Genomic DNA, 20,535 nt, shown 5'->3' with positions numbered 1-20,535 from the left:
AAGCGAGGGGGCTTCCGTCCGATACCTTGGGGGATTTTTCATGACTTTCACTGCCTACGAGCTCTTTTATTTGGACAGCTACGACGACGAAGTACACGAGCTGGTCTGCGACTACTGCTACGACGAGGATGACCTCACCTTCGAGGACATCGCGTGGCATATTGACGACGACTACATCATCGATCACGGCATCCGCGTCGCCGTGATCGTGCATGACACGGACAACGACGAAGTCGACATCGCGCTGATGCAACCGGGCGCAGTCGGCGCGCCGGCCTGGTACACGCTGGAGGATGCGGCGAACGCGGCCGCGGAACTCCAGCGCGTCCTTGTTGCACACGAAGACGGCACCATCAGCGTGACGCAAACCCAGGATCCCGCGTACGCGCTGCGCACGGGTACACCGTTTACGGCCGAAGACCTCACCACAGCCACGGCGATGATGGTGGGGAACTCGCAGGACAACGCCTGGTACGTCACCTTCTGCATTGAGTTTCGACCCAACATGAAATCCGACTTCGCGTTCCCAGTCGCGGTGTTCGCCTTCGATCCGCGCGAGGGGCGCATCAAAGCCCACGTGCTGTTAGAGGACAACCCGTTCGCGCCGCCGACGTTTAACCGGGCGCAGAAGAAGATGGTGCTGCGCAAACTCACCGAAATCGTGGACAGGGTAACCAACGCCCCACCGATTGGATCGCCGGGCAAGCCGGTGAGCCCGTTTACCAACCTGGGCCCGCAGTTCCGCTCCGAGATGCTGCCGTCGGTGGAGGCAGTGAGCACCGACCACGCGATCGCGCAATCAATGGACTACCTCGAACGGTTCATCAAGGAGCAGGCCGGCTAGATCAACCCCTGGTTGAGCGCCCAGCCGTAGGCCGCGGCACCGATGCCACCGAGCGCCAGCAGCACGCCGAGGACCACCGCGAGCGGGGTCGCGGAGCTGCCCTGCGCCTCAACCGGCGCGGCCGCGCCGGCGGTGGTGGTCTTGCCGGTGCGCTGCTTCGGCTTGAGCTTCTTGCGGGCGAGATCCTTGACGTACTCGTCGGCATCGGAGGCGAGCACCTCGTGGAGGACCTTTTCCATTTCCTCGTCGGTGTAGTTCAGCGCCGAAACCCTGTAGGTCTCGGTGAACACTTCCTCGCCGCGGCTGTTGGTCACCACCACGCTCACCGGCACGACGGGGGTGTCGATGAACGCGGCGCGGTCGAGCTGGATGTTGACCTTGCGGGTATTACCCGCCTGGCCGGCAGGTGCCAACTGGTAGGTGTCCTGGAACACTCCGGTGCCGTAGTTCACGCTCACCTTGTAGGTCTCCGGCACGGAGCCGAGGTTGGAGATCTTGGCGCGCAGAATGTTGTCGTCGCCGAGGCGCGTGACCACGCCGTTGTCGCCGTTGAGCGTCTTCTCCACCTCGAAGCCGGCCTTGCGGTCGTTGTCCTTCGCGGCGTTTTCCACGAGGGTGTCCACATCGATTTCGCCGATGACATCGGGAGCTTTGTCGGGAGCGGTGTTGTCGTCACGCTTCTGTTCCTCGCCGACGCCGACACTGACACTGCCCTTGCCCACGTTCGCGCCGGCGAAGTTGAGGTTCGCCCAGTCGGCCGGGATGTGCTTGCCGTCCTTGTTGGACTCGCGCTCGGCGTAGTTGGGCAGGGTGAACTGGTGGGCGTAGCTCATCACGGAGTTGTACCAGTCCAGATCGTCCTCGCGCGGCGCGGTGTTGCCGGCGACGTGTGGGCCGTAGTGCATGAGGTTCAGGGTGTGGCCGAACTCGTGCAAGATGGTGTTGCGCAGCTGCTCTTGGGTGGTCATTCCGGCGTGGTTGGCCACGAAGAAGATCGAGTCGTTGACCAGCGCGATGCCGGTTGATGGATCGTCCGCCGTGATGCGGTCTCCGATCACACCGACGCGGAAGGCGGATTTGCGCTCGCCCAGCAGTTGGTCGCGCTTCGGCTCGAGCAGTTCCTGGGCGCGCAGCGAATACTGCAGATCGTCCAAGCCGTCGAGCTCCGGCAAGTACTCAGCGCGGTAGTCCTCGGTTTTGCCGCCCTTACGGTCTTGTGCCGCAAGGGAGCTCATCGACGAACTCACATACGACCGTCCCGCATCGATGTGCAGGTTGACGCCCTTTGTTTCAAAACGGTCCTCGAGGTCCTTCAAAATCTCAGGCGACGGCGTGTAATCCTTCACGTTCGCGCGGGCGCATTCGGCAAATTTGGTGAAGTCCTCCACAGTGGCGTCGAAACGTTTCGTGCGCTCGCAGCCGAGCGTCTCCCACTCGGATTTCATCCAGTTCAGCTGGAGGAAGAGGTCCGGTTTGCCCTCGTCGGCACCCCACTTGTGGATGGGCAGCGTGGTGCCGTCGGCAAGCGTCATGCCGTTGGCCTCCCACGAGTCGCGCAGGCCGTCACCGTCGGAGTCGAGGGCGGAGGGCTGGGTGTCCACGTCGATCGTGCTCTTGGCGACGAACCCCTCCCCCGGCTGCAACGTCCTGTACCACTGCCCCGCCTGGTAGCGCGGGTTGCCGCCGGCGTTGGCGAGCGCGTCGGCGGCGCTGGCGCCGGTGCCGGTTTGGGCAGCGCGGCCGAACGACACAGTGGTTACGTAGCCGCGCTGAGCCGGCTGCACGCGCCACGTGGTGTAGCCCACCCTGTCCGCGGAAAGCTCGCCGCCCGGCAGCGCGCTGACCGCGTCTACGTGCACGTTCGCGCTGGTGCTGCCGCCGTTTTGCACGTCGACACGCATCTCGACGCGATTGTCCTTCACCCGGAACTCGCGGATGACGGTCACATCCCCCACAGTTCGGGTGTAGGCGACGATGTCCTCGCCGTTCGCGGATTGGGTGACCGGTGCCGCGTTCCAATCGGTAGTCATCTTCGCGCCGTCGATGCTCACGCCGGCCGACAACGAGAACTTGTGCACCTCGACGGCGGACTCGGGGTTGTTGTAGGTGAATTCACCCTTGCCGTCCGGCCGGATGGTGGCGTTGATGGACGGGTCCCACTCGCTTGCGCGCTCGCCCGTCACGCCGACCTGGCGGCTTTGTACCTCAACTGCAGCGCGCGCCGGAGCGGCTGCCGGCACGAGCGCGGCGCAGAGTGCGACCGCCACTACTTTGTTCGAAAAACGCATGTTAACCCCTCAACGCTTCCATGATCTTGTCCTGATTCAGCCACGCGCCGTAGCCCGCGCCGGCCAGCAGCGCGAGCACGCCGAGCAGCACAGCAATCCAGCTGCTGCTCACCGACGAACCACCGATCGACGAGCCTCCGCCCGCTTCGGCCTGGGCAACCACCGGTACGTTCACCGTCTCGGTCGAGCCGTCCGGGTACGTCACCTTCACAGGCACATTCGCCTTCGCACCGACGGGCACATCGCTTGTCGACGACACACTCAACCGGCCCGTGACCTCATCGATCGTGACCTTCCAGCCGGCTTCGTCGAACCCGTCGGTGCTGAACCTGGTGCCGTCCGGCACCTTCGCCGACGGCTGCTGCGTGGCCACACCACCGACGGGCACGTTCGCACCCGTGAAGTCCAACTCGTAGCGCTGCGCGTCCGACTGGGTCAGCACCTCGGCGACGACCTCGCCGGCGCTGCCGTCCGGGTACACCGCGCGCACGGTGACCTTGTACGTCTCGTCGAGCTGCGCGTCCTTCGGAACGGTGATTTTCAGCGCGCCGGAGTTCTTGTCCACACCGACATCGAGCCCGCCGTCGTCGACCACCGTGAACGACGCGCCGGCAGGCTGGTCGCGCTTGATCTCTGCGAGCACAGTCTCGCCCGGGCGCGCCACCGTTGCGGTGTATTCGGGGGCGGCTGTGGCGGCGTGTGCGGTGGTCGTCGCTAAGCGAGCGCCCGCGTTGCGCTCCAGCGAGGAGCCGTCCGGGAAGTACGCGACGACCGGCACCGTCACCTCGGATCCGCCGGACTCAGGTGCGGTAACACGGACGTGGCCAGTGACCTCGTCGACGTTTGCCGACCAGCCGGAAAGATCCGCACCGCCCTTGATCTTGAAGGTGGTGCCCTCCGGCAGCGCGGCTTCGCTCGTGCGAAGCAGTGTCACGGTGCGGCCCGGCAGCACCTGCAGGCCCTCTTCGTAGCCGTAATCGAGCAGGTCCGCGTAGAGCGGGTCGCCGACAACGAACGTCACCGTCACCGTGTCCGTCGACCCGTCCGGGTAATTGATCACCAGCGAAACGTCGTAATTGCCACGCTTGGCGTTCTTCGGCGGGCTGAACGTCACACGGCCGTTGGCGTCGACGCTCGCCCACTCGTGCTGCACGTCAAATGTCGTGCCGGGCGGCAGGACGCGATCGTCGTAGACGAATCCTGCTTCGGTGACCTGTGCTCGCAGCGACGGCGCGGTGCGCACGGTACCAGCCGGTGCGGCGACGGTCGGGCCGGTTACGTCGTAACGCTGCGCCATCGGCGGCTGCGGTGTCACCTGGACGGTGACCTTCTCGCGGGTGCCCGACGGCGTTTCGATCTCCACCTCGTACTCGCCCGGTGTGGCCCCGGCGGGCGGCGTGGCCACGATCGTGCCGTCGTCCTCGACCTGAATCCAATCCTCGACCGGGATGGACTCTTGTTTGCCGCCGCCCTTGCTCACCTGCGTGACGCCGACGGTCTTGAATCCCGTCGACGGGGGCTTCGCGTTGGTGCCCTGCTGTTTCGGATCGGTCAACCCGACTTCGCCTTGCTTGACCACGACCGGCTCCCACCGGTAGCTCGGCTTCGGTGTGGTCGTAGTGGGCATCAGCATCGAAGTCGTCGCCGGCGTCGGCGTCGTGGTCGGCGTCGTGGTCGGCGTCGGAGTCGGCTTCGACGTAGTCGGCTTCGGGGTCGGGGTTGGCTTCTTGGTAAGGGGGATTGCGCCCAAAGAAACCGATTCACCAGGGTTGACCTTCACGCTCTGCTCGACCGGCTCGTACCCAGGCGCCTCGATACGCACCGTGTATTCGCCGGGACGCAGGCCATCGACGTTGAGCGAACCGTCCGCACCGACCTGAACAGTGCGCGGCGTCCCATCCGGGCCAGTCAGCGTCACGGTGGCGCCTGCAACAGGGTTGCCGTCATCGTCGATAACGTCGCCGGAAATACTTCCCGGCTTCGCCACCAGCCCCGGCACATTGAGCTGCTTGTTCTCACCAGGACCGATGTTGATGGTCTGCTCGACCGGCTCGTACCCAGGCGCCTCGATACGCACCGTGTACTCGCCCGGACGCAGGCCATCGACGTTGAGCGAACCGTCCGCACCCACCTGAACAGTGCGCGGCGTCCCATCCGGGCCAGTCAGCGTCACGGTGGCGCCGGAAACCGCGTGGCCGGACTCGTCGACAACCTTGCCCGAAATACTTCCCGGCTTCGCCACCAGCCCCGGCACATTTAGGTGCTTGCTCTCACCAGGACCGATGTTGATGGTCTGCTCGACCGGCTCGTACCCAGGCGCCTCGATACGCACCGTGTATTCGCCGGGACGCAAGCCATCGACGTTGAGCGAACCGTCTGAACCAGCCTGAACCGTGCGCGGCGTCCCATCCGGGCCAGTCAACGTCACGGTGGCGCCGGAAACCGCGTGGCCGGACTCGTCGACAACCTTGCCCGAAATACTTCCCGGCATCGCCACCAACCCCGGCACATTTAGGTGCTTGCTCTCACCGGGGCCGATCTTCACGCTCTGCTCGACCGGCTCGTAGCCGTCAGCCTCGATGAGCACCGTGTACTTGCCCGGGCGCAGACCATCGACTTCGATAGAACCGTCTGAACCAGCCTGAACCGTGCGCGAGGTTCCGTCCGGACCAGTCAGCGTCACGGAGGCGCCGGGGAGACGGGTGTTGAACTCGTCGACAAGCACGCCCGTAAGCGAGCCGTCGTCGGCGGTGACAGTGAATGCTACCGTGGCAGTCTGGTTGGGCTCGACGGTCAGTGGCACGGGCCTGTCGCTGGAGACGGTGTGGTTCCTCGGAGCCTTGGCAGTCACGTTGTAGTTGCCCGGGTACAGGCCGGTGAGGATGTACTTGCCGTTCGTCTTCGTCAGCATCTCGGTCACTTCGTTGGGGCCACCCACAACGACGACGGACTCCGGGTCCGCATCGCCCGAGGTCGTGATCTCAACTGCGCCGCGGTGCAGCGGCACGGTGAGATCCACCGACGGGGTGCCGGACGTGCCGGTGACGGTGAACGACTTCGAGTTCGCGCCGTAACGGTCGGTCTTTTGCACCTGCGCGGTGTACGTGCCGCCGGGCAACCTGCCGGCGTCGAACTTTCCGTCCGCGTCCGTGCGGAAAGTTTTCACCTCAATGCCATTTTGCTTGACGACAACATTTGCCTCCGCCACGGCGTCACCGAGCGAGTCGACGACCGTGCCACTGACTTGGTTGTGTGAGCCGACCTTCACCGTGGTGGCGCCGCCGGTTGCGGGTTTGACCTCGAAGGCCTGTGAGTTGCCGCTGTAGGTATCGGACTCGACAACCTTTGCGGTGTGCTTACCCGGTGTGACACCGGTAAACGTCACTTCGCCGTTCGTGTCCGTTTCCCGCCTGCTGCCGGCGACGGTGACCCACGCGCCGCTGACCGGGGCGTTATTTTCGTCGATGACCTTGACGCTCGCGTCAACCTTGTCGGCGGTGATGGTGAAGTTCGCGTGCGAGGTCGCGTTCGGAGCGACGCTCACCCGCCGCGGGCCGGTCACTGAGTAACCGGCGGGCAGCGTGTCGCCGACCACCTCGACGGTGTAGTTGCCGGTTTCAATATTGTCGAGAGCGTACGTGCCGTTTTGCACGCTGATCGTGAAGCTGACACCCGTTCCTGCGGCGCGAACGCGCACCGTCGCTCCATTGGGCACGCCGGCAACCGTTCCGGTAATCGAGCCGTACTGCTGCTTGTCTTGCACCCTGATCGGGGATCCGATGGGGTTGTCGCGCTGGTCGCGGACGGTGAAGTTCGAACGCGTGGTCTCCTGCGTCCGGTCGGTCGCGCCAACGACCAGGTTGTGCGTGCCGGTGGGCACCTTGGTCACGGTGAAGTTGCCGTTGGCGTCGGTCAGCGCGCTACGGCCGCCGACGCTCACGCGCGCACCGGCGACCGGCTGACCGGAGGCGTCGAGGACCCGGCCGGTGACCGTGATCGGGTAGACATCGAAGTCCGGCTCCGGCGCGTCCTGGGACACGTCCCACATCCTCGTTTCAGGTGTGGCGAACCCTGCCGGCGGAACCACTTTGAGGGCGTAGGTGCCCGACGCGCCGTTGATGGTCAGGTCGTAGGTGCCGTCTTCGTTCACTGGCGTTTCGGTTGACGTGCCGCCCTGCTGGACCAGCAGCTTCGGCTGCCCGACCGGCTCAGAATCGGGGTTGTGCACCCGGATCGTTCCGCCGAACCCGGAGTTGACACGCGGCATGGTGAAACGGATGTCGCCGCCGGCGAGCGGCTTCGGGTACTTCGTCCCCATACCCGGGGCGTACAGGGCGAGCCGGTCGCCTGGTTCGACGGCAACATTCGGCAGTTCGTACGCGATGCGGATGGCCCAGTGGCCGCTCGGCGTCGGAACCTGGCTCCTGCGGCCAGTCACTTCGTACGATCCCGCCTCGACCGCTCGGCGGTTGACCAACTTGTAGTGCTTCACCGTGTAGGTCGCGGTTTCTGGAATGACATTGAACACCGGGTCGTCCTTCGGCGCTTCCTTGGGGCGCTCCAAGGAGCTTTGACCCGTTTTCTGCGGCACGAAGTCGATCGCGACGGTGTTCACCTGCATCGCTCCGTTAAAGAATACCGACGCCTCCCAGTCCGGGTTCACCCCGAACGTCTGGCGCACCGCTCCGTGGCTCAGACCGACCTGCGGAATCGGGGCGACCTGCGCGTGCGCGACCGGCACGCCCGTACCCAGCGGCACCTGTACAGCGGGTCCAGCAAGGGCGAGCGCGAGCGCAGTCGCGGTAATGCGCGTATGGCGCGGTCGCACAGAGTTTCCTCGACGCGGCATGGGGGCTCCCTTGGTGTTCAGCGTGAAATCTCCGGAAAGATTACCACTTAGTTGTCTGCTCAACCGCATCTAGATTCATCGACGGAACGTGGTCTCACCCGGGTAAAACCTTCGGGGTGGCGCGCTGCACATACCCGGCGCCGACGGCGTAGGGCATGTACCGTGTCCGAGAACGTGCCAAGTGAAATGAAAGGCGTTTGTCGGTGAAAATTGCGGTATTGGGCGGCGACGGATTTTGTGGCTGGCCGGCATCCCTGCACTTGTCTGACCTCGGGCATGAGGTTGCGATCGTCGATAATTGCTCGCGCAGGCGTATCGACGACGAACTCGGCGCCGAATCACTCACCCCCATCGCCAGTGTCGACGAGCGCCTGGACGCCTGGCGTGAAGTCTCCGACAACCAGATCGCGTTCCACAACATCAACGTCGCCGAGGACTACGACGACCTCGTAGCGTTCCTCCGCGACTTCCAGCCGGACGCCGTGATCCATTTCGCCGAGCAGCGTGCCGCCCCATACTCGATGAAGAGCCCGCGCAACAAGCGCTACACCGTGGACAACAACGTCAACGCCACCCACAACCTGCTGGCCGCCATTGTGGAGACCGGACAAGACATCCACGTCGTGCACCTGGGCACCATGGGTGTCTACGGCTACGGCACCGCCGGCATGAAAATCCCGGAAGGCTACCTGGATGTGAAGGTGGACGCGGACGGCACCGAGGTCGAGCAGCAGATCCTCTACCCGTCGAACCCGGGCTCGATCTACCACATGACCAAGGTGCTCGACCAGCACCTGTTCGCCTACTACGCCAAGAACGACGAGCTGCGCATCACGGATCTGCACCAGGGCATCATCTGGGGCACGCACACCCCGCAGACGCTTCGCGACGAGCGCCTGATCAACCGCTTCGACTACGACGGCGACTACGGCACCGTGCTCAACCGCTTTCTCATGCAGGCCGCCATCGGCTACCCGCTGACCGTGCACGGCACCGGCGGGCAGACCCGCGCGTTCATCCACATCCGCGACATGGTCAAGTGCGTCCAACTGGCGATTGAGAACCCGCCGGCGCGCGGCGAGCGGGTAAAGATCTTCAACCAGATGACCGAAACCCACCGCGTGCGCGACCTCGCCGAACTCATTGGCCGCATCGCCGGCGCGGAGGTGCAGATGGTGCCCAACCCGCGCAAGGAATCCGCGGAAAACGAACTTCACGTGGTCAACGACGCTTTCCTCGATCTCGGCCTGGAGCCGACGAAGCTGGAAGAGGGGCTGCTCATGGAGGTCGAAGACGTGGCGAAGAAGTACGCCGACCGCGCTGACCGGACGAAGATCCCGGCGCGCTCATTGTGGACCGCCGAGCAGTCCGAGGGCGTGCCCCAAGGCGAGAAGTAGATGCGCATCGCGCTGTTAACTGAGGTTTTCCTGCCGAAGATTGACGGGGTGGTCACCCGCACCACCCGCCATCTCGACCAACTGGCCGAGATGGGCCACGAGGTCATCATCTTCGCCCCCGGCAACCCGCCCGCTGAATACGCCGGGTTCGAGGTCGTGCCGATCCGCTCGCGCGACCTCAAGGTCTACCCCGAGGTCAAGCACGGCATGATGGGCCCGCGCACGCTGCGCAAACTCCGCGAGTTCAACCCGGATGTCGTCCACGCGATCAACCCGATCTGGACCGCCGGCTGGTCCACGCTGCTCGTCTCGCGCCGCTACCCCGTCGTCGCCTCATTCCACACCGACGTGCCGGAATACTGTCTCAAACTCGGCATCCCGTGGGTCAACCCGATCGCGAAGTGGGGGTTGCGCACCTTCCACGGCCGCGCGAAGGTCAACCTGGTCACCTCGGGGCCGATGATGGACAAGGCTGCCGACTACGGCATCGATAACGTGCGCCTGTGGCCGAAGGCGGTGGACACGGTCCGCTTCACCCCGACTGCACGCACCGCCGAGATGCGCGCCCGCCTCGGCGGCGACGGACCGCTCGTGTTGTTCGTCGGTCGCATCTCCGCGGAAAAATCGGTCGAGCGCTGCATCCCCATCATGGAGGAAGTGCGCAAGCGAGTCCCCGGCGCTCGCATCGCGTTCGTGGGCGAGGGCCCGCTTTACGACGACCTCCGCTCCCACGCCCCAGACTGGGCCACCTTCACCGGCTACCTCTCCGGCGACGACCTCGCCGCCGCATACGCCTCCGGCGACGTGTTGTTGTTTCCCTCCACCACCGAAACCTTAGGGTTCGCCGCGCTGGAAGCATTCGCATCCGGCGTGCCGGTGGTGGCGGCGAACGCCGGCGGGCTGCCGTTTGTGGTCGACGACGGCGACACCGGCGTCCTCGTCGACCCCAACGCCCCCGATGCCGCCTGGGCCGACCCGATCGCGCAACTGCTCACCGATCCGAACACCCGCACGCGCATGTCCGCCGCCGGGCGCGCCGAGGCGCAGCGCTGGACGTGGCGCGCCTCGACCGAAACCGTGCTGGGCTACTACGGCGAGGTCATTCGAAGCGCAAGACGATGACCTCGGCGATCTCCCCGCTCGCGTACTCGCGGGGCTCGACACTCCCGTGCACCGTCGCCACCGGGTCGATCTCCTGGTACGGCTCCACCCCCGGCCCGCAAGCGTCGACCCGGCGCGGGTCGAACCACTCGATCTCCGCACGGCCGCCTGCTATTACCCCGATGCCGGAGGCCGTCTCCCAGGCCTGGAGATTGTCGTCGATGCCGGGCACGTCGCTCGGGTCGAAGCCGAGGCGCTGCGCTTCGGTTTTGTCCGTGTACGGGCAAAATACGTAGGCCCGCTCCACCCCCGACCCCGCCACATCCGCGACGATAAAGTCCCCGGAGAGCGCGGCGTCTTGCAGCCCCATCTCCGTGCCGTGCGCACCGCAACCAGCCAGCGCGAACACGCTGGCAACGACGGCGAGCTTACGGCGCATGACCCTAGTTACTGGATCTCAGAGGGATCCTTGCGCTCCGGGTACACCTTCGGGCGCACGCCCGCGATGTCCTCAACCACGCGAACCACCTGGTGGGAGTAGCCGTACTCGTTGTCGTACCAGACGTAGAGCACGAGGTGGTTGCCGGAGGCGATGGTGGCCAGGCCGTCGACAACCGACGCGTGGGTGGTGCCCAAAAGGTCGGTCGAGACCACCTCGGGCGAGTTGATGTAGTCGATCTGCTGGCGCAGGTTGGAGTGGGTGGAAACGCGGCGCAGGAAGGTGTTCACCTCGTCCTTGTCCACTTCCTTTTCCAGGTCCAGGTTGAGCACCGCCATGGACACGTCCGGCGTGGGCACGCGGATTGCGTTGCCGGTGAGCTTGCCTTCAAACTCCGGCAGCGCCTTGGAGACGGCCTTGGCGGCGCCGGTCTCGGTGAGCACCATGTTCAGGCCGGCGGCGCGGCCGCGGCGGTTGCCCTTGTGGAAGTTGTCGGCCAGGTTCTGGTCGTTGGTGTAGGCGTGGACGGTCTCGACGTGGCCGTGCTTGACGCCGTAGCGGTCGTTGATCACCTTCAGCACCGGGGTGATGCCGTTGGTGGTGCATGACGCGGCGGACAGGACGCGGTCGTCGCCGATCATGTCCTCGTTGATGCCGTAGACGATGTTCGGGATGTCGCCCTTGCCCGGCGCGGTGAGCAGCACCCGGTCCACGCCCTTGGACTCGAGGTGCTTGGACAGGCCGTCGCGGTCGCGCCACGCGCCGGTGTTGTCCACCACGATCGCGTTGTCGATGCCGTAGGCGGTGTAGTCGATCTCGGCCGGGTCGTTGGCGTAGATCATCTGGATCGGGGTGCCGTTGGCCCAGATGATCTCCTTCTCCTCGTCCACGGTGATGGTGCCGTTGAAGGCGCCGTGGACGGAGTCTCGGCGAAGCAGCGAGGCGCGCTTGATGATGTCGATGTCGCCCTTCTTGCGCACCACCACCGCACGCAGGCGCACGCCGCCGTACATCGCTTCACGTGCGACGAGGATGCGGGCGAGCAGGCGGCCGATGCGGCCGAAGCCGTAGAGCACGACGTCGCGGCCCTGCAGCTCGGAGGAGGCGCCGATGACGTCGGCCAGCTCGCGGTCCAAAAACGCGCGCAGGTCCTGCTCGTCGGAGTGCTTGAACTCCTTGGCCAGACGGCCGAGGTCGATGGAGGCGGTGCCGAGGTCCATCTCCACCAGCTCGCGCAGGATCGGCAGGGTCTCGTCGAGCGGGAGCTCCTTTTCATCGATGCGGCGCGCGTAGCGGTGCGCCTTGATGATGTCGATGTCGGTGACGCCCACCAGCAGGCGGCCGTAGACCGAGGTCACCGCAGTGTGCTCGCGGTGCAGGCGGCTGATCAGCGGCAGCATCTCCTGGGCGAGGGTGAGCTTGTGGTTCCAGTCGTCGCGGGGGTTGGTGGTTTCGGTCAACGTTGCTCCTTCAGCGTGTGGGAATCGGGGGCAATTTCAGCCCCACACCGCCACATACTTTAGCGCCTGCGCGAACCCGCCGGGCAAGGATCCCCTAGCGTGTGTTCACTTTAATTTCATCTCGGAGGTTTAGCCTCGGCAGTGGCCTTGTCCCCCCTGTAAGGAGCCCGCTTCCCATGTCCATATTTTCCCGTCGAGCTGTATGTGTAATCGCAGCTGCGTCTGTAGCTGTCAGCAACGTTGCGGCTGCCAGCGCCGACACCGCGACGTACTATTCCACAAAGCAGCCCTACTTCCCTGCCGGAACCATCGACAGTTACAGCAAAGCCCCCGAAGGTTTTCAGCAGATCTACACGAGCTCGGTGAACCGCCACGGATCGCGAGGGTTGTCTTCATTCAAGTACGACGACCTCGCCGGCCAGATGCTCACCGCCGCGAAAGAACGCGGTCAGCTCACGGAACTCGGCGAACGCCTCATCCCGCAGGTCGAGGCGATGAGCAAAGCTAACCGCGAACTGACCGGTCCGGGTGAAGGCGGCTACGGCAACCTCACTGCCTTCGGTCGCGCCGAGTTGAACGGCATCGGCGAGCGCAACGCGCGGCGCAACGCGGAACTGTTCGACGCTATCGACCGCGAAAAGCACTCCATTAGTTTTCTGTCCTCCGGTGAGGACCGCGCGATTGAATCCGGCTGGTACTTCGGCAGCGGCTTGCTTGAAACCAATCCGGAACTTACCGACAACCTCACGTACGGTACGGCCGACGGCCATGTAGAGCTCGAGCCCCGCCGAGACCTCCTCTACGCGCACAAGGACAAAACCGCGCCGAGCTACGAGGCATATAAAGCGTGGGCCGACAGCGACGTACTCGAAGAAAAGGTGGAGCAAGCCTACGCAAAACCCGCATCCCGCGAGGCGGCCACGAGCCTACTGGGAAAGATTTTCGCGCCGGAGTTCATCGACGCGATCGATAACGGCACCCTGACGTTCGTCGGCGTTGAGAAGAAAGACAAGACCGTTGAGGGCATCGTGGATGCCGCCCTGCAGTTCTACAACCTTTACATCATTGCCCCAGCCATGGAGGAAGAGCCGGCGAAGCCCGCCGAAGGTTGGATCTTCGACGAATACATGGATGAGTCCGACGGCCCGACATTCGCATACCTTCTCGATGTCGAGGACTACTACGAGAAGGGCCCAGCCATTGAGGGCCAGACCGTCTCTTACGACAACTTCGCGCCACTGCTCGACCACATGCTCGACGGTGTGCGCGAGCGCGCTGAGGGCGGTGACACCGCGGCCGAGTTCCGTTTCGGCCACGCGGAGACCATCGTTCCGCTAGCGGCGTTATTGAAACTGCCGGGCTCGGAGAAGGGCGTGCCGGCGAACCAGGTCATGGACTACTCCAACTCCTCGTGGCGTGGCGACAAGGTCGCACCGATGGGAGCGAACATTCAATGGGACGCGTTCCAAAACGACAACGACGACACCATCGTCCGGATGCTGTACAACGAGGCCGAAGTTCCGTTCCACTCCGGCTGCGTGCCGATCGAAGAAGGTTCGATGTTCTACACGCTCGATGAGCTTGAAGACTGTCTCCCGCTGGGCGCAACCTCAGACCACGCAAAGGCCCGCCTCACCGAGACCGCGACGCCCGTTCCGGCGCCAGAAACGTCGTCCAGCAAGATGGGCGCACCCGAAGTCATCGCGATTGCCGTCGCGGCCTTCTTCTCGGTCTGGGCTCTGCTCGGCCTTGGTGGGCAGGTCATTACGCAGCTGATGCCCCGCTAGCCCAATAACTAATTGCGCAGGACGTCCCGGTACTTGCCGGGTTCTGGCTGCGGGGCGAAGTTCGGGGACTGGTCCTTGTCCACCAGCACCGCGCGCACCCCTTCGGCGAAGTCGGGTTCGCGCACCATTACGGCGGCCAAGCGGCGCTCGTTGTCGATGGCTGCGGCGAGGTCGTGCGAGGCGTTCGCGTGGAACAGCTCAGTGGCTGCGACCAGCGACGACGGCGACGCCTGTTTGGTTAGCTCCGCCACCTTGTCGCCGAATTCGCCGGTCAAACGCGACGAAATTTCGGGCCAGGTGCCTTGGAAGGCGGCCTCGATGTCGTCGTAAAGCGACGCAAGCGCGGATTCGCCCGGTTCAAGCGCGATCTCGTCGAGGTACGCCGGCCCCTTCTCGACGACACCGTCAAGCACCCCCTCGAGCGAGGCCACCTTGTGGGTGGCAAGGCCGGTGGCAAGCATGTCGTCGGGGGTAAGCCGGTAGCCGGTCAGCGCGAGGAACTTCCCCAGCGCCAGCGACGGGCGCTTCGGCAGGTTTTGAAACAGCCACGACATGCCGACGTCGGTGATAAACCCGATGTTCATCTCCGGCATGGAGGCAAACGCGCCCTCGGTGGCCACCATGTGCGAACCGTGGGCTGCAACCCCCATGCCGCCGCCCATGATCACGCCGCTACACAGCGCGATATACGGCTTGGGGTAGTTCGCGATGTCCACGTTCATCGCGTACTCCTCGCTGAAGAACCGGTCGACGTCGTCCAAACGCCCCTCGAGCACCCCCTCCCGTGCCGCGCGCACGTCGCCGCCGGAGCAGAAGTGCTTCGCCGACGATTGGATGACGACTTGGGAAATGGTGTCGTCGCCACGCCAGCGCTTCAGCGTCTCGTCGATGGCACGCGCCATCTCCGGGTTGAGCGAGTTGAGCGCCTTCGGCCGATCGAGCGTGATCACACCGGTGGTGCCGCGGACATCGGTTTTCACGAACTCAGTCATGCACCCCAGTGTTGCACATCACACCGGTAGTGTGGGGCCAATGCACCGTTTGATCGCACTCGACATGGACGGCACGCTCCTCGACCCGCAGGGGCGCGTGCCCGAGAGCTTTTGGCCACTTTACGACGACGCCACCGCCCAAGGCGTCACCCTCACCCCCGCCTCCGGGCGGCAGTTGGCGACCCTGCGGCAGATGTTTCCCGCGTGCGAGACGTTCATCGCGGAAAACGGCTCGGTGGTGTGGCACGCGGGCGGGGTGGTCTCCACAACACCGCTTGACGACGACGCCGCGCGCCGCCTCATCGACGCCCTCGACGACGCGCCGTTTCCGGCCCACGTGGTGGTCTGCTCCCCCACCGTGGCCGCCACGCTCGCGCTGCCGGAGGCGGTGGACCGGGAAGTGGACAAGTACTACGCGTCGCGCACCACGGTGACGCGGCTTGCCGACGCCACCGGCCCAGTCATCAAGATCGCCATCTACGTGGACACCGACGCCGAGCGCGACGGCTACGCGTGGGTGCGCGATCACGCCCCGGAGCTTCGGGTGGTGGTCAGCGGCAAGCACTGGATTGACGTCATGGCACCCGAAGCCGACAAGGGCCACGCGCTCGAGCAACTCGCAGGTGCGCTCGGGGTGGACATGTCGGACACGGCCGCGTTCGGCGACTACCTCAACGACCTCGGCATGGTGCGCGCCGCCGGCTACGGCGTGGCGATGGGCAACGCGCACGAGGACGTCAAGAAGGCCGCGGATGAGGTGGTGGGCACGAATGCCGACAACGCGGTCGTCGAAAAGCTAAGGCAGTGGTTGCAATGATCGACTTCACGCAAACCGCCGACGTCGTCGCGCCGCAACTGCTCGGGTGTTTGATCACCCACAACGGGGTCACGGTGCGACTGACCGAGGTCGAGGCGTACCTCGGCGCGGACGACCCTGCCGCGCACACCTACAACGGCAAAACCGCCCGCAACGCGGCCATGTTCGGCCCGCCCGGGCGGCTTTACGTCTACTTCTCCTACGGCATTCACCACAACGGCAACATCGTCTGCGCGCCGGAAGGTGTCGGCCAGGGCTGTCTCATGCGCGGCGGCGAGGTCGTCGCGGGCGAGGCGCTGGCACGCGAGCGCCGGCAACGGCCCGACCGCGCGCTCATCCCGTTTGAGAACCTGGCCCGCGGGCCCGGCAACTTAGGCCAGGCGCTCGGGCTGGGGTTGGGCGACAACGGCACGCCGGTGGAGATCACCCCGCGCACCCACGAGCCGGAGTGGGTCGCAGGCCCGCGCATCGGGATTTCCAAAAACGCCGACGCGCCGTGGCGGTTTTGGATCCCGCGCGATAAGACGGTCTCCACCCCGCGCGGGTACCCTCGCTAGTCCTTCTTTTTCTTCTTCTTTTTCTTCTGCTTTCCGCGCTCCAACTTCGCGGCCACGTCCGGGACGTAGCGGAACTCGTCGCGAGGCGGGCGCTCGTAGTCGGTAATCTCCGGCCGATCCGGGATCTCCGGCAAGTCCGGGGTGATGTGCTCGTACGGAATCGTGGACAAAAGGTGCGAGATGACATTGATGCGCGAGCGCTTCTTGTCCTCGCTTTCCACCGTGTACCACGGCGCCGACGGAATGTCGGTGTGGACGAACATCTCGTCCTTGGCGCGGGAGTACTCCTCCCACTTGGTGATGGACTCTAAATCCATCGGCGAGAGCTTCCACTGGCGCAGCGGGTCGTTGCGGCGCGACTGGAACCGCTTGTACTGCTCCTCGTCTGAGACGGAGAACCAGTACTTGCGCAGCATGATGCCGTCTTCGACGAGCAGGCGCTCGAAGATCGGCGCCTGGTGCAAGAAGCGGCGGTACTCCTGGGAGGTGGCAAACCCCATCACGCGCTCCACACCGGCGCGGTTGTACCAGGAGCGGTCAAAAATGACGATCTCGCCTGCGGTGGGCAGCTTTTCCACGTAGCGCTGGAAGTACCACTGGCCGGCCTCGCGGTCCGTCGGCTTCGGCAGCGCCTCTACACGGCACTGGCGCGGGTTCAAGTACTGGGTGATGCGCTTGATCGCGGAGCCCTTGCCGGCGGCGTCGCGGCCCTCCATGACGATGACCACGCGCTCGCCATTTTCGACGACCCACTGCTGCATCGCGACCAACTCGGCCTGCAGACGCAGCAACTCCTTTTCGTAGGCCTCGCGGGACAACTTCGGCGGCTTCTTGGCTTGGCTCATGGTTGTAACCGTACCTACCCCCGGGGTACGCGCCACAATCCAGCGTGCTCACATTGTTGAACAATATATGGGTTATACTTCTTGAGCAATTACTCCAATTGGGTACTACCTGCCGATATCGTGCACAGTACCTCCGACTGAACACGGATGTCATGCTTGCTCATAACGTTTCCGCCGAAATCCGCAGAGCGATTTCGCGCGGCGAGTTTGCCCCCGGGCAAAAGCTCAACGAGGTCGCCCTCGCCGAGCGCTTCGGGGTTTCTCGCAACACGTTGCGCGAAGCCTTCGCGATGTTGACCTCAGAGGGGCTGTGCGAGCGCATCCCCAACCGCGGCGTGTTCCTGGCCACCCCCTCGGCGGAGTTCATCACCGACACCTTCCGCGCCCGCGCCGCGATCGAGCCCGCCGCGCTGTTGTGGGGCACCGACCTGGACGTCGACCGCCTCGAGGAGCTCAACGCCGAAGGCCGCGTCGCCATCGAAGAAGAGGACGACGACCTGTTCATCGCCGTCAACCAGGCATTCCACCACGTGGTGCTGTCGTCGATGGGTTCGAAAACACTCGGCGACACGATGGACCAGCTCGACGCGTTCCTCCGCCTGGCCACCCTGCCGATCCTGGAGCGCGACCCGTCGTTCAACCGCCGCTTCATCGAGGTCAACGAGCGCATTGTGGAGCTGTTGCGCAACGACGACCGCCAGGGCGCCTCGGACTTCCTCCAGCAACAGCTCCTCGAACTCAGCACCGAGATCATCGATATGCTCGAACGGATCAACAACGGAGAGGTGGGTTAAACCTCACACCCCCTTATGCCCGGGGTCACATTGCTCGGGCGGTATAACTAGGGTCATGCATATCGACCTCAACGCCGACCTCGGAGAAACGACCGCGGGCAACCCGGTCGCCGACGACCAGGCGATGCTGAGCATGGTCTCCAGCGCGAACGTGGCCACCGGATTCCACGCTGGCGACCCGCACTCCATCGCAGCCACGCTTGACGACGCCGCCGCCCACGGAGTCACCCTGGGCGCACACGTCGCCTACAACGACCCGGTCGGCTTCGGCCGCCGCTTCATGGACTACACCCCCGGCGAACTCGCCGACGAAACCCTCTACCAAATCGGCGCCCTCGACGCCCTTGCGCAGGCCCGCGGGCTTAAGGTGCGCTACGTCAAACCCCACGGGGCGCTCTACAACACGATCGTGCACCACGAAGCCCATGCACGCGCTGTCATCGACGGCATCAAGGCGTTCGACCGGAATCTCGCCGTCATGCTGCTGCCCGGCGGCGTGGCCGTAGACATCGCCGAACAGGCCGGCCTTCGGGTGATCCGCGAGGCGTTTGCCGACCGCGGCTACAACCCCGACGGCACCCTCGTGTCGCGACGCGAGCCGAACGCGGTCATGCACGACCCAGACGCCGTCGCCGAGCGTGTGCTCCAGGTCGCCTCCACCGGTGCGGTCACCGCCGTCGACGGCACCGAGGTCAACGTGCAGGCCGAATCCGTGTGCGTGCACGGCGACTCGCCGGGATCGGTGGAGTTGACGCGGCGTGTCGTCGAAAAGCTTCGCGCCGACAACATCACGATTGCGAGCGTGCTATGAGCTCAAACGTCAAACGCGTCGGCACCCGCGGGCTCATCGTCGACCTGCCGGACCTGACCACAGTGATGAACTACTACGCCGCGCTGTCCGCGAGTCCGCTCGACCACCAGACCGACGTCGTCGCCGCGGCGCGCACCGTGCTGCTCACCTTCGACTCGCCCACCGCGACGACCCGGGCGATCGAGACGCTTTCCACCTACAGCCCGGCCGCCGCCGAGCGCACCGCACCGCGCGACATTGAAATCGACGTGCGCTACGACGGCGAAGACATCGCCACGCTGGCGACATCACTCGGCATGGGCGAAAACGAACTCATCGACTGGCACACCTCCACCACCTGGGTCGCAGCCTTCGGCGGGTTTGCCCCCGGGTTCACGTACTGCGTGCCCGAAGACGCCTCTCGCGCGCTCGAAATCCCGCGCCGCGACACCCCGCGCATCGCCGTGCCCGCCGGCGCCGTCGCGCTCGCCGGCGACTTCTCCGCCGTCTACCCGCGCACCTCCCCCGGCGGCTGGCAGCTCATCGGCACCACCAACACCCCGATGTGGGACTCCACCGCCACCCCACCCGCGCTCGTCGCCCCGGGTGACCGGGTGCATTACCGCGCCGTGGCCACGCTTGACGACGACCGCGCCACCGCCCGCCACCACCTCGACACCCCACCCCGGCGCCCCGTGTTCACCCTGGACGACGCCGGCCTGCAAACCCTCTACCAGGACCTCGGCCGCCAGGGCAACGGCAACTTGGGGGTCACCACGTCGGGCTCGGCGGACCGCGCCTCCGCCCGCACCGCCAACGCCGCCGTGGGCAACAAACGCAACGCCACCCTGCTGGAAAACATCGGTGGACTTTCGATGACCGCCCTGACCGAAACCGTCATCTGCGTTACCGGCGCCGACGCCGACGTCACCGTGGGAGGCCGCCCCGTGCCACTTGCGACGCCGACGATTGTGCCGGCGGGAGCAGAGGTCGTCGTCAAGCAAGCGCGCCTCGGATTCCGCACCTACATCGCCGTGCGCGGCGGGCTCATCGCCGATACCGAACTCGACTCCGCCGCCACCGACATGCTCTCCGGGCTTGGCCCCGAGCCGCTTTCCAGCGGCGACCAGATCGCAATGTCGCTGGCCAAACCGCAATCCGCCAACTCGCTGTTGACCAACCCGCTGCGCGTCGAGCGCGACGGCGCAGACGTCGTCGGCACGGTGCGCTGCGTACTCGGCCCGCGCGACGACTGGTTCGGTGACGACGCCGTCGAGCAATTTTTCAACACCACCTTCACCGTCACCGGCGACTCCAACCGCGTCGGACTGCGCCTCGAATCCGACGCGCCGCTGCGCCGCGAACGCGACGGCGAACTGCCCAGTGAAGGCATGGTCGCAGGCTCCGTACAAATCCCACCGTCCGGACAACCCGTGCTCTTCCTGCGCGACCACGCCGTCACCGGCGGCTACCCCGTCATCGCCACCGTGATCAACGAAGACGTCGACATCGCCGCCCAACTTCCCCCAGGCGCCAAACTGCGCTTCGAACGATTCCCCCTCTAACGCTTAGGAC

Annotated in this window: 15 protein-coding genes; 9 read left to right on the top strand and 6 right to left on the bottom strand. The window is 65.2% G+C overall.

From position 1 onward, the window contains the following. Positions 1-40: 40 nt before the first annotated feature. Positions 41-844: a hypothetical protein gene (locus IAU68_RS03410; RefSeq protein ID WP_171194474.1), complete on the top strand. Its 804-nt coding sequence runs from the start codon at positions 41-43 to the stop codon at positions 842-844. Here the strand turns inward: IAU68_RS03410 and IAU68_RS03405 are convergent. Beyond that, the gene (locus tag IAU68_RS03405; RefSeq protein ID WP_171194475.1) at positions 841-3,132 is read right to left on the bottom strand and encodes a hypothetical protein; all 2,292 of its coding nucleotides are present in this window, start codon (positions 3,130-3,132) and stop codon (positions 841-843) included. The two genes, IAU68_RS03410 and IAU68_RS03405, sit on opposite strands and share 4 nt — an antisense overlap. A 1-nt stretch (position 3,133) precedes the next feature. After that, entirely contained in the window at positions 3,134-7,981 is a 4,848-nt protein-coding gene (locus IAU68_RS03400) for a carboxypeptidase regulatory-like domain-containing protein (RefSeq protein WP_187767834.1), read from the bottom strand. Positions 7,982-8,184: 203 nt separating this feature from the next. Between IAU68_RS03400 and IAU68_RS03395 the strand changes: the two genes are divergently transcribed. Both IAU68_RS03395 and IAU68_RS03390 read left to right on the top strand, forming a co-directional pair. Then, on the top strand, positions 8,185-9,378 hold the full coding sequence (locus tag IAU68_RS03395; RefSeq protein ID WP_171194477.1) for an NAD-dependent epimerase/dehydratase family protein: 1,194 nt from the start codon (positions 8,185-8,187) through the stop codon (positions 9,376-9,378). Then, positions 9,379-10,500 carry a glycosyltransferase family 4 protein gene (locus IAU68_RS03390; RefSeq protein ID WP_171194478.1) on the top strand — a complete coding sequence of 374 codons (1,122 nt, stop codon included), beginning with the start codon at positions 9,379-9,381 and terminating at the stop codon, positions 10,498-10,500. It abuts the gene before it with no gap. Here IAU68_RS03390 and IAU68_RS03385 read toward each other — a convergent pair. Continuing rightward, on the bottom strand, positions 10,478-10,918 hold the full coding sequence (locus IAU68_RS03385) for a hypothetical protein (RefSeq protein ID WP_171194479.1): 441 nt from the start codon (positions 10,916-10,918) through the stop codon (positions 10,478-10,480). The two genes, IAU68_RS03390 and IAU68_RS03385, sit on opposite strands and share 23 nt — an antisense overlap. An 8-nt stretch (positions 10,919-10,926) precedes the next feature. Continuing rightward, a complete protein-coding gene (locus tag IAU68_RS03380) occupies positions 10,927-12,318 on the bottom strand; it encodes a glyceraldehyde-3-phosphate dehydrogenase (protein ID WP_231699121.1) in 1,392 nt (463 codons plus the stop codon). Positions 12,319-12,764: 446 nt separating this feature from the next. Between IAU68_RS03380 and IAU68_RS03375 the strand changes: the two genes are divergently transcribed. Then, positions 12,765-14,165: a histidine-type phosphatase gene (locus IAU68_RS03375; RefSeq protein ID WP_171194481.1), complete on the top strand. Its 1,401-nt coding sequence runs from the start codon at positions 12,765-12,767 to the stop codon at positions 14,163-14,165. Between the two features lie 8 nt (positions 14,166-14,173). On the opposite strand, the gene IAU68_RS03370 is transcribed toward IAU68_RS03375, so the two are convergent. After that, a complete protein-coding gene (locus IAU68_RS03370) occupies positions 14,174-15,157 on the bottom strand; it encodes a 3-hydroxyisobutyryl-CoA hydrolase (RefSeq protein WP_171194482.1) in 984 nt (327 codons plus the stop codon). Positions 15,158-15,197: 40 nt separating this feature from the next. Here IAU68_RS03370 and IAU68_RS03365 point away from each other — a divergent pair, with 40 nt between their 5' ends. Both IAU68_RS03365 and IAU68_RS03360 read left to right on the top strand, forming a co-directional pair. Continuing rightward, entirely contained in the window at positions 15,198-15,974 is a 777-nt protein-coding gene (locus IAU68_RS03365) for an HAD family hydrolase (RefSeq protein ID WP_171194483.1), read from the top strand. Continuing rightward, entirely contained in the window at positions 15,971-16,531 is a 561-nt protein-coding gene (locus IAU68_RS03360) for a DNA-3-methyladenine glycosylase (RefSeq protein WP_171194484.1), read from the top strand. The genes IAU68_RS03365 and IAU68_RS03360 overlap by 4 nt, the downstream gene beginning before the upstream one ends. On the opposite strand, the gene ppk2 is transcribed toward IAU68_RS03360, so the two are convergent. Next, positions 16,528-17,376: a polyphosphate kinase 2 gene (gene ppk2 / locus IAU68_RS03355; protein WP_171194485.1), complete on the bottom strand. Its 849-nt coding sequence runs from the start codon at positions 17,374-17,376 to the stop codon at positions 16,528-16,530. The two genes, IAU68_RS03360 and ppk2, sit on opposite strands and share 4 nt — an antisense overlap. Before the next feature lie 152 nt (positions 17,377-17,528). Here ppk2 and IAU68_RS03350 point away from each other — a divergent pair, with 152 nt between their 5' ends. The 3 genes from IAU68_RS03350 to IAU68_RS03340 are packed head-to-tail and all read left to right on the top strand — an operon-like array spanning position 17,529 to position 20,525. Next, entirely contained in the window at positions 17,529-18,170 is a 642-nt protein-coding gene (locus tag IAU68_RS03350; RefSeq protein ID WP_171194486.1) for a GntR family transcriptional regulator, read from the top strand. 55 nt (positions 18,171-18,225) lie between these two features. Next, positions 18,226-18,981, top strand: a complete 756-nt coding sequence (locus tag IAU68_RS03345) for a LamB/YcsF family protein (protein WP_171194487.1) — start codon at positions 18,226-18,228, stop codon at positions 18,979-18,981. Next, on the top strand, positions 18,978-20,525 hold the full coding sequence (locus IAU68_RS03340) for a 5-oxoprolinase subunit B/C family protein (protein ID WP_171194488.1): 1,548 nt from the start codon (positions 18,978-18,980) through the stop codon (positions 20,523-20,525). Before IAU68_RS03345 ends, IAU68_RS03340 begins: the two co-directional genes overlap by 4 nt. Positions 20,526-20,535 lie beyond the last annotated feature (10 nt).

It is taken from the genome of Corynebacterium lujinxingii (assembly GCF_014490555.1).
Taxonomy (GTDB): domain Bacteria; phylum Actinomycetota; class Actinomycetes; order Mycobacteriales; family Mycobacteriaceae; genus Corynebacterium; species Corynebacterium lujinxingii.
The sequence above is the reverse complement of the archived record's forward strand: the minus strand, read 5'-3'. Positions and strand labels throughout refer to the sequence as shown.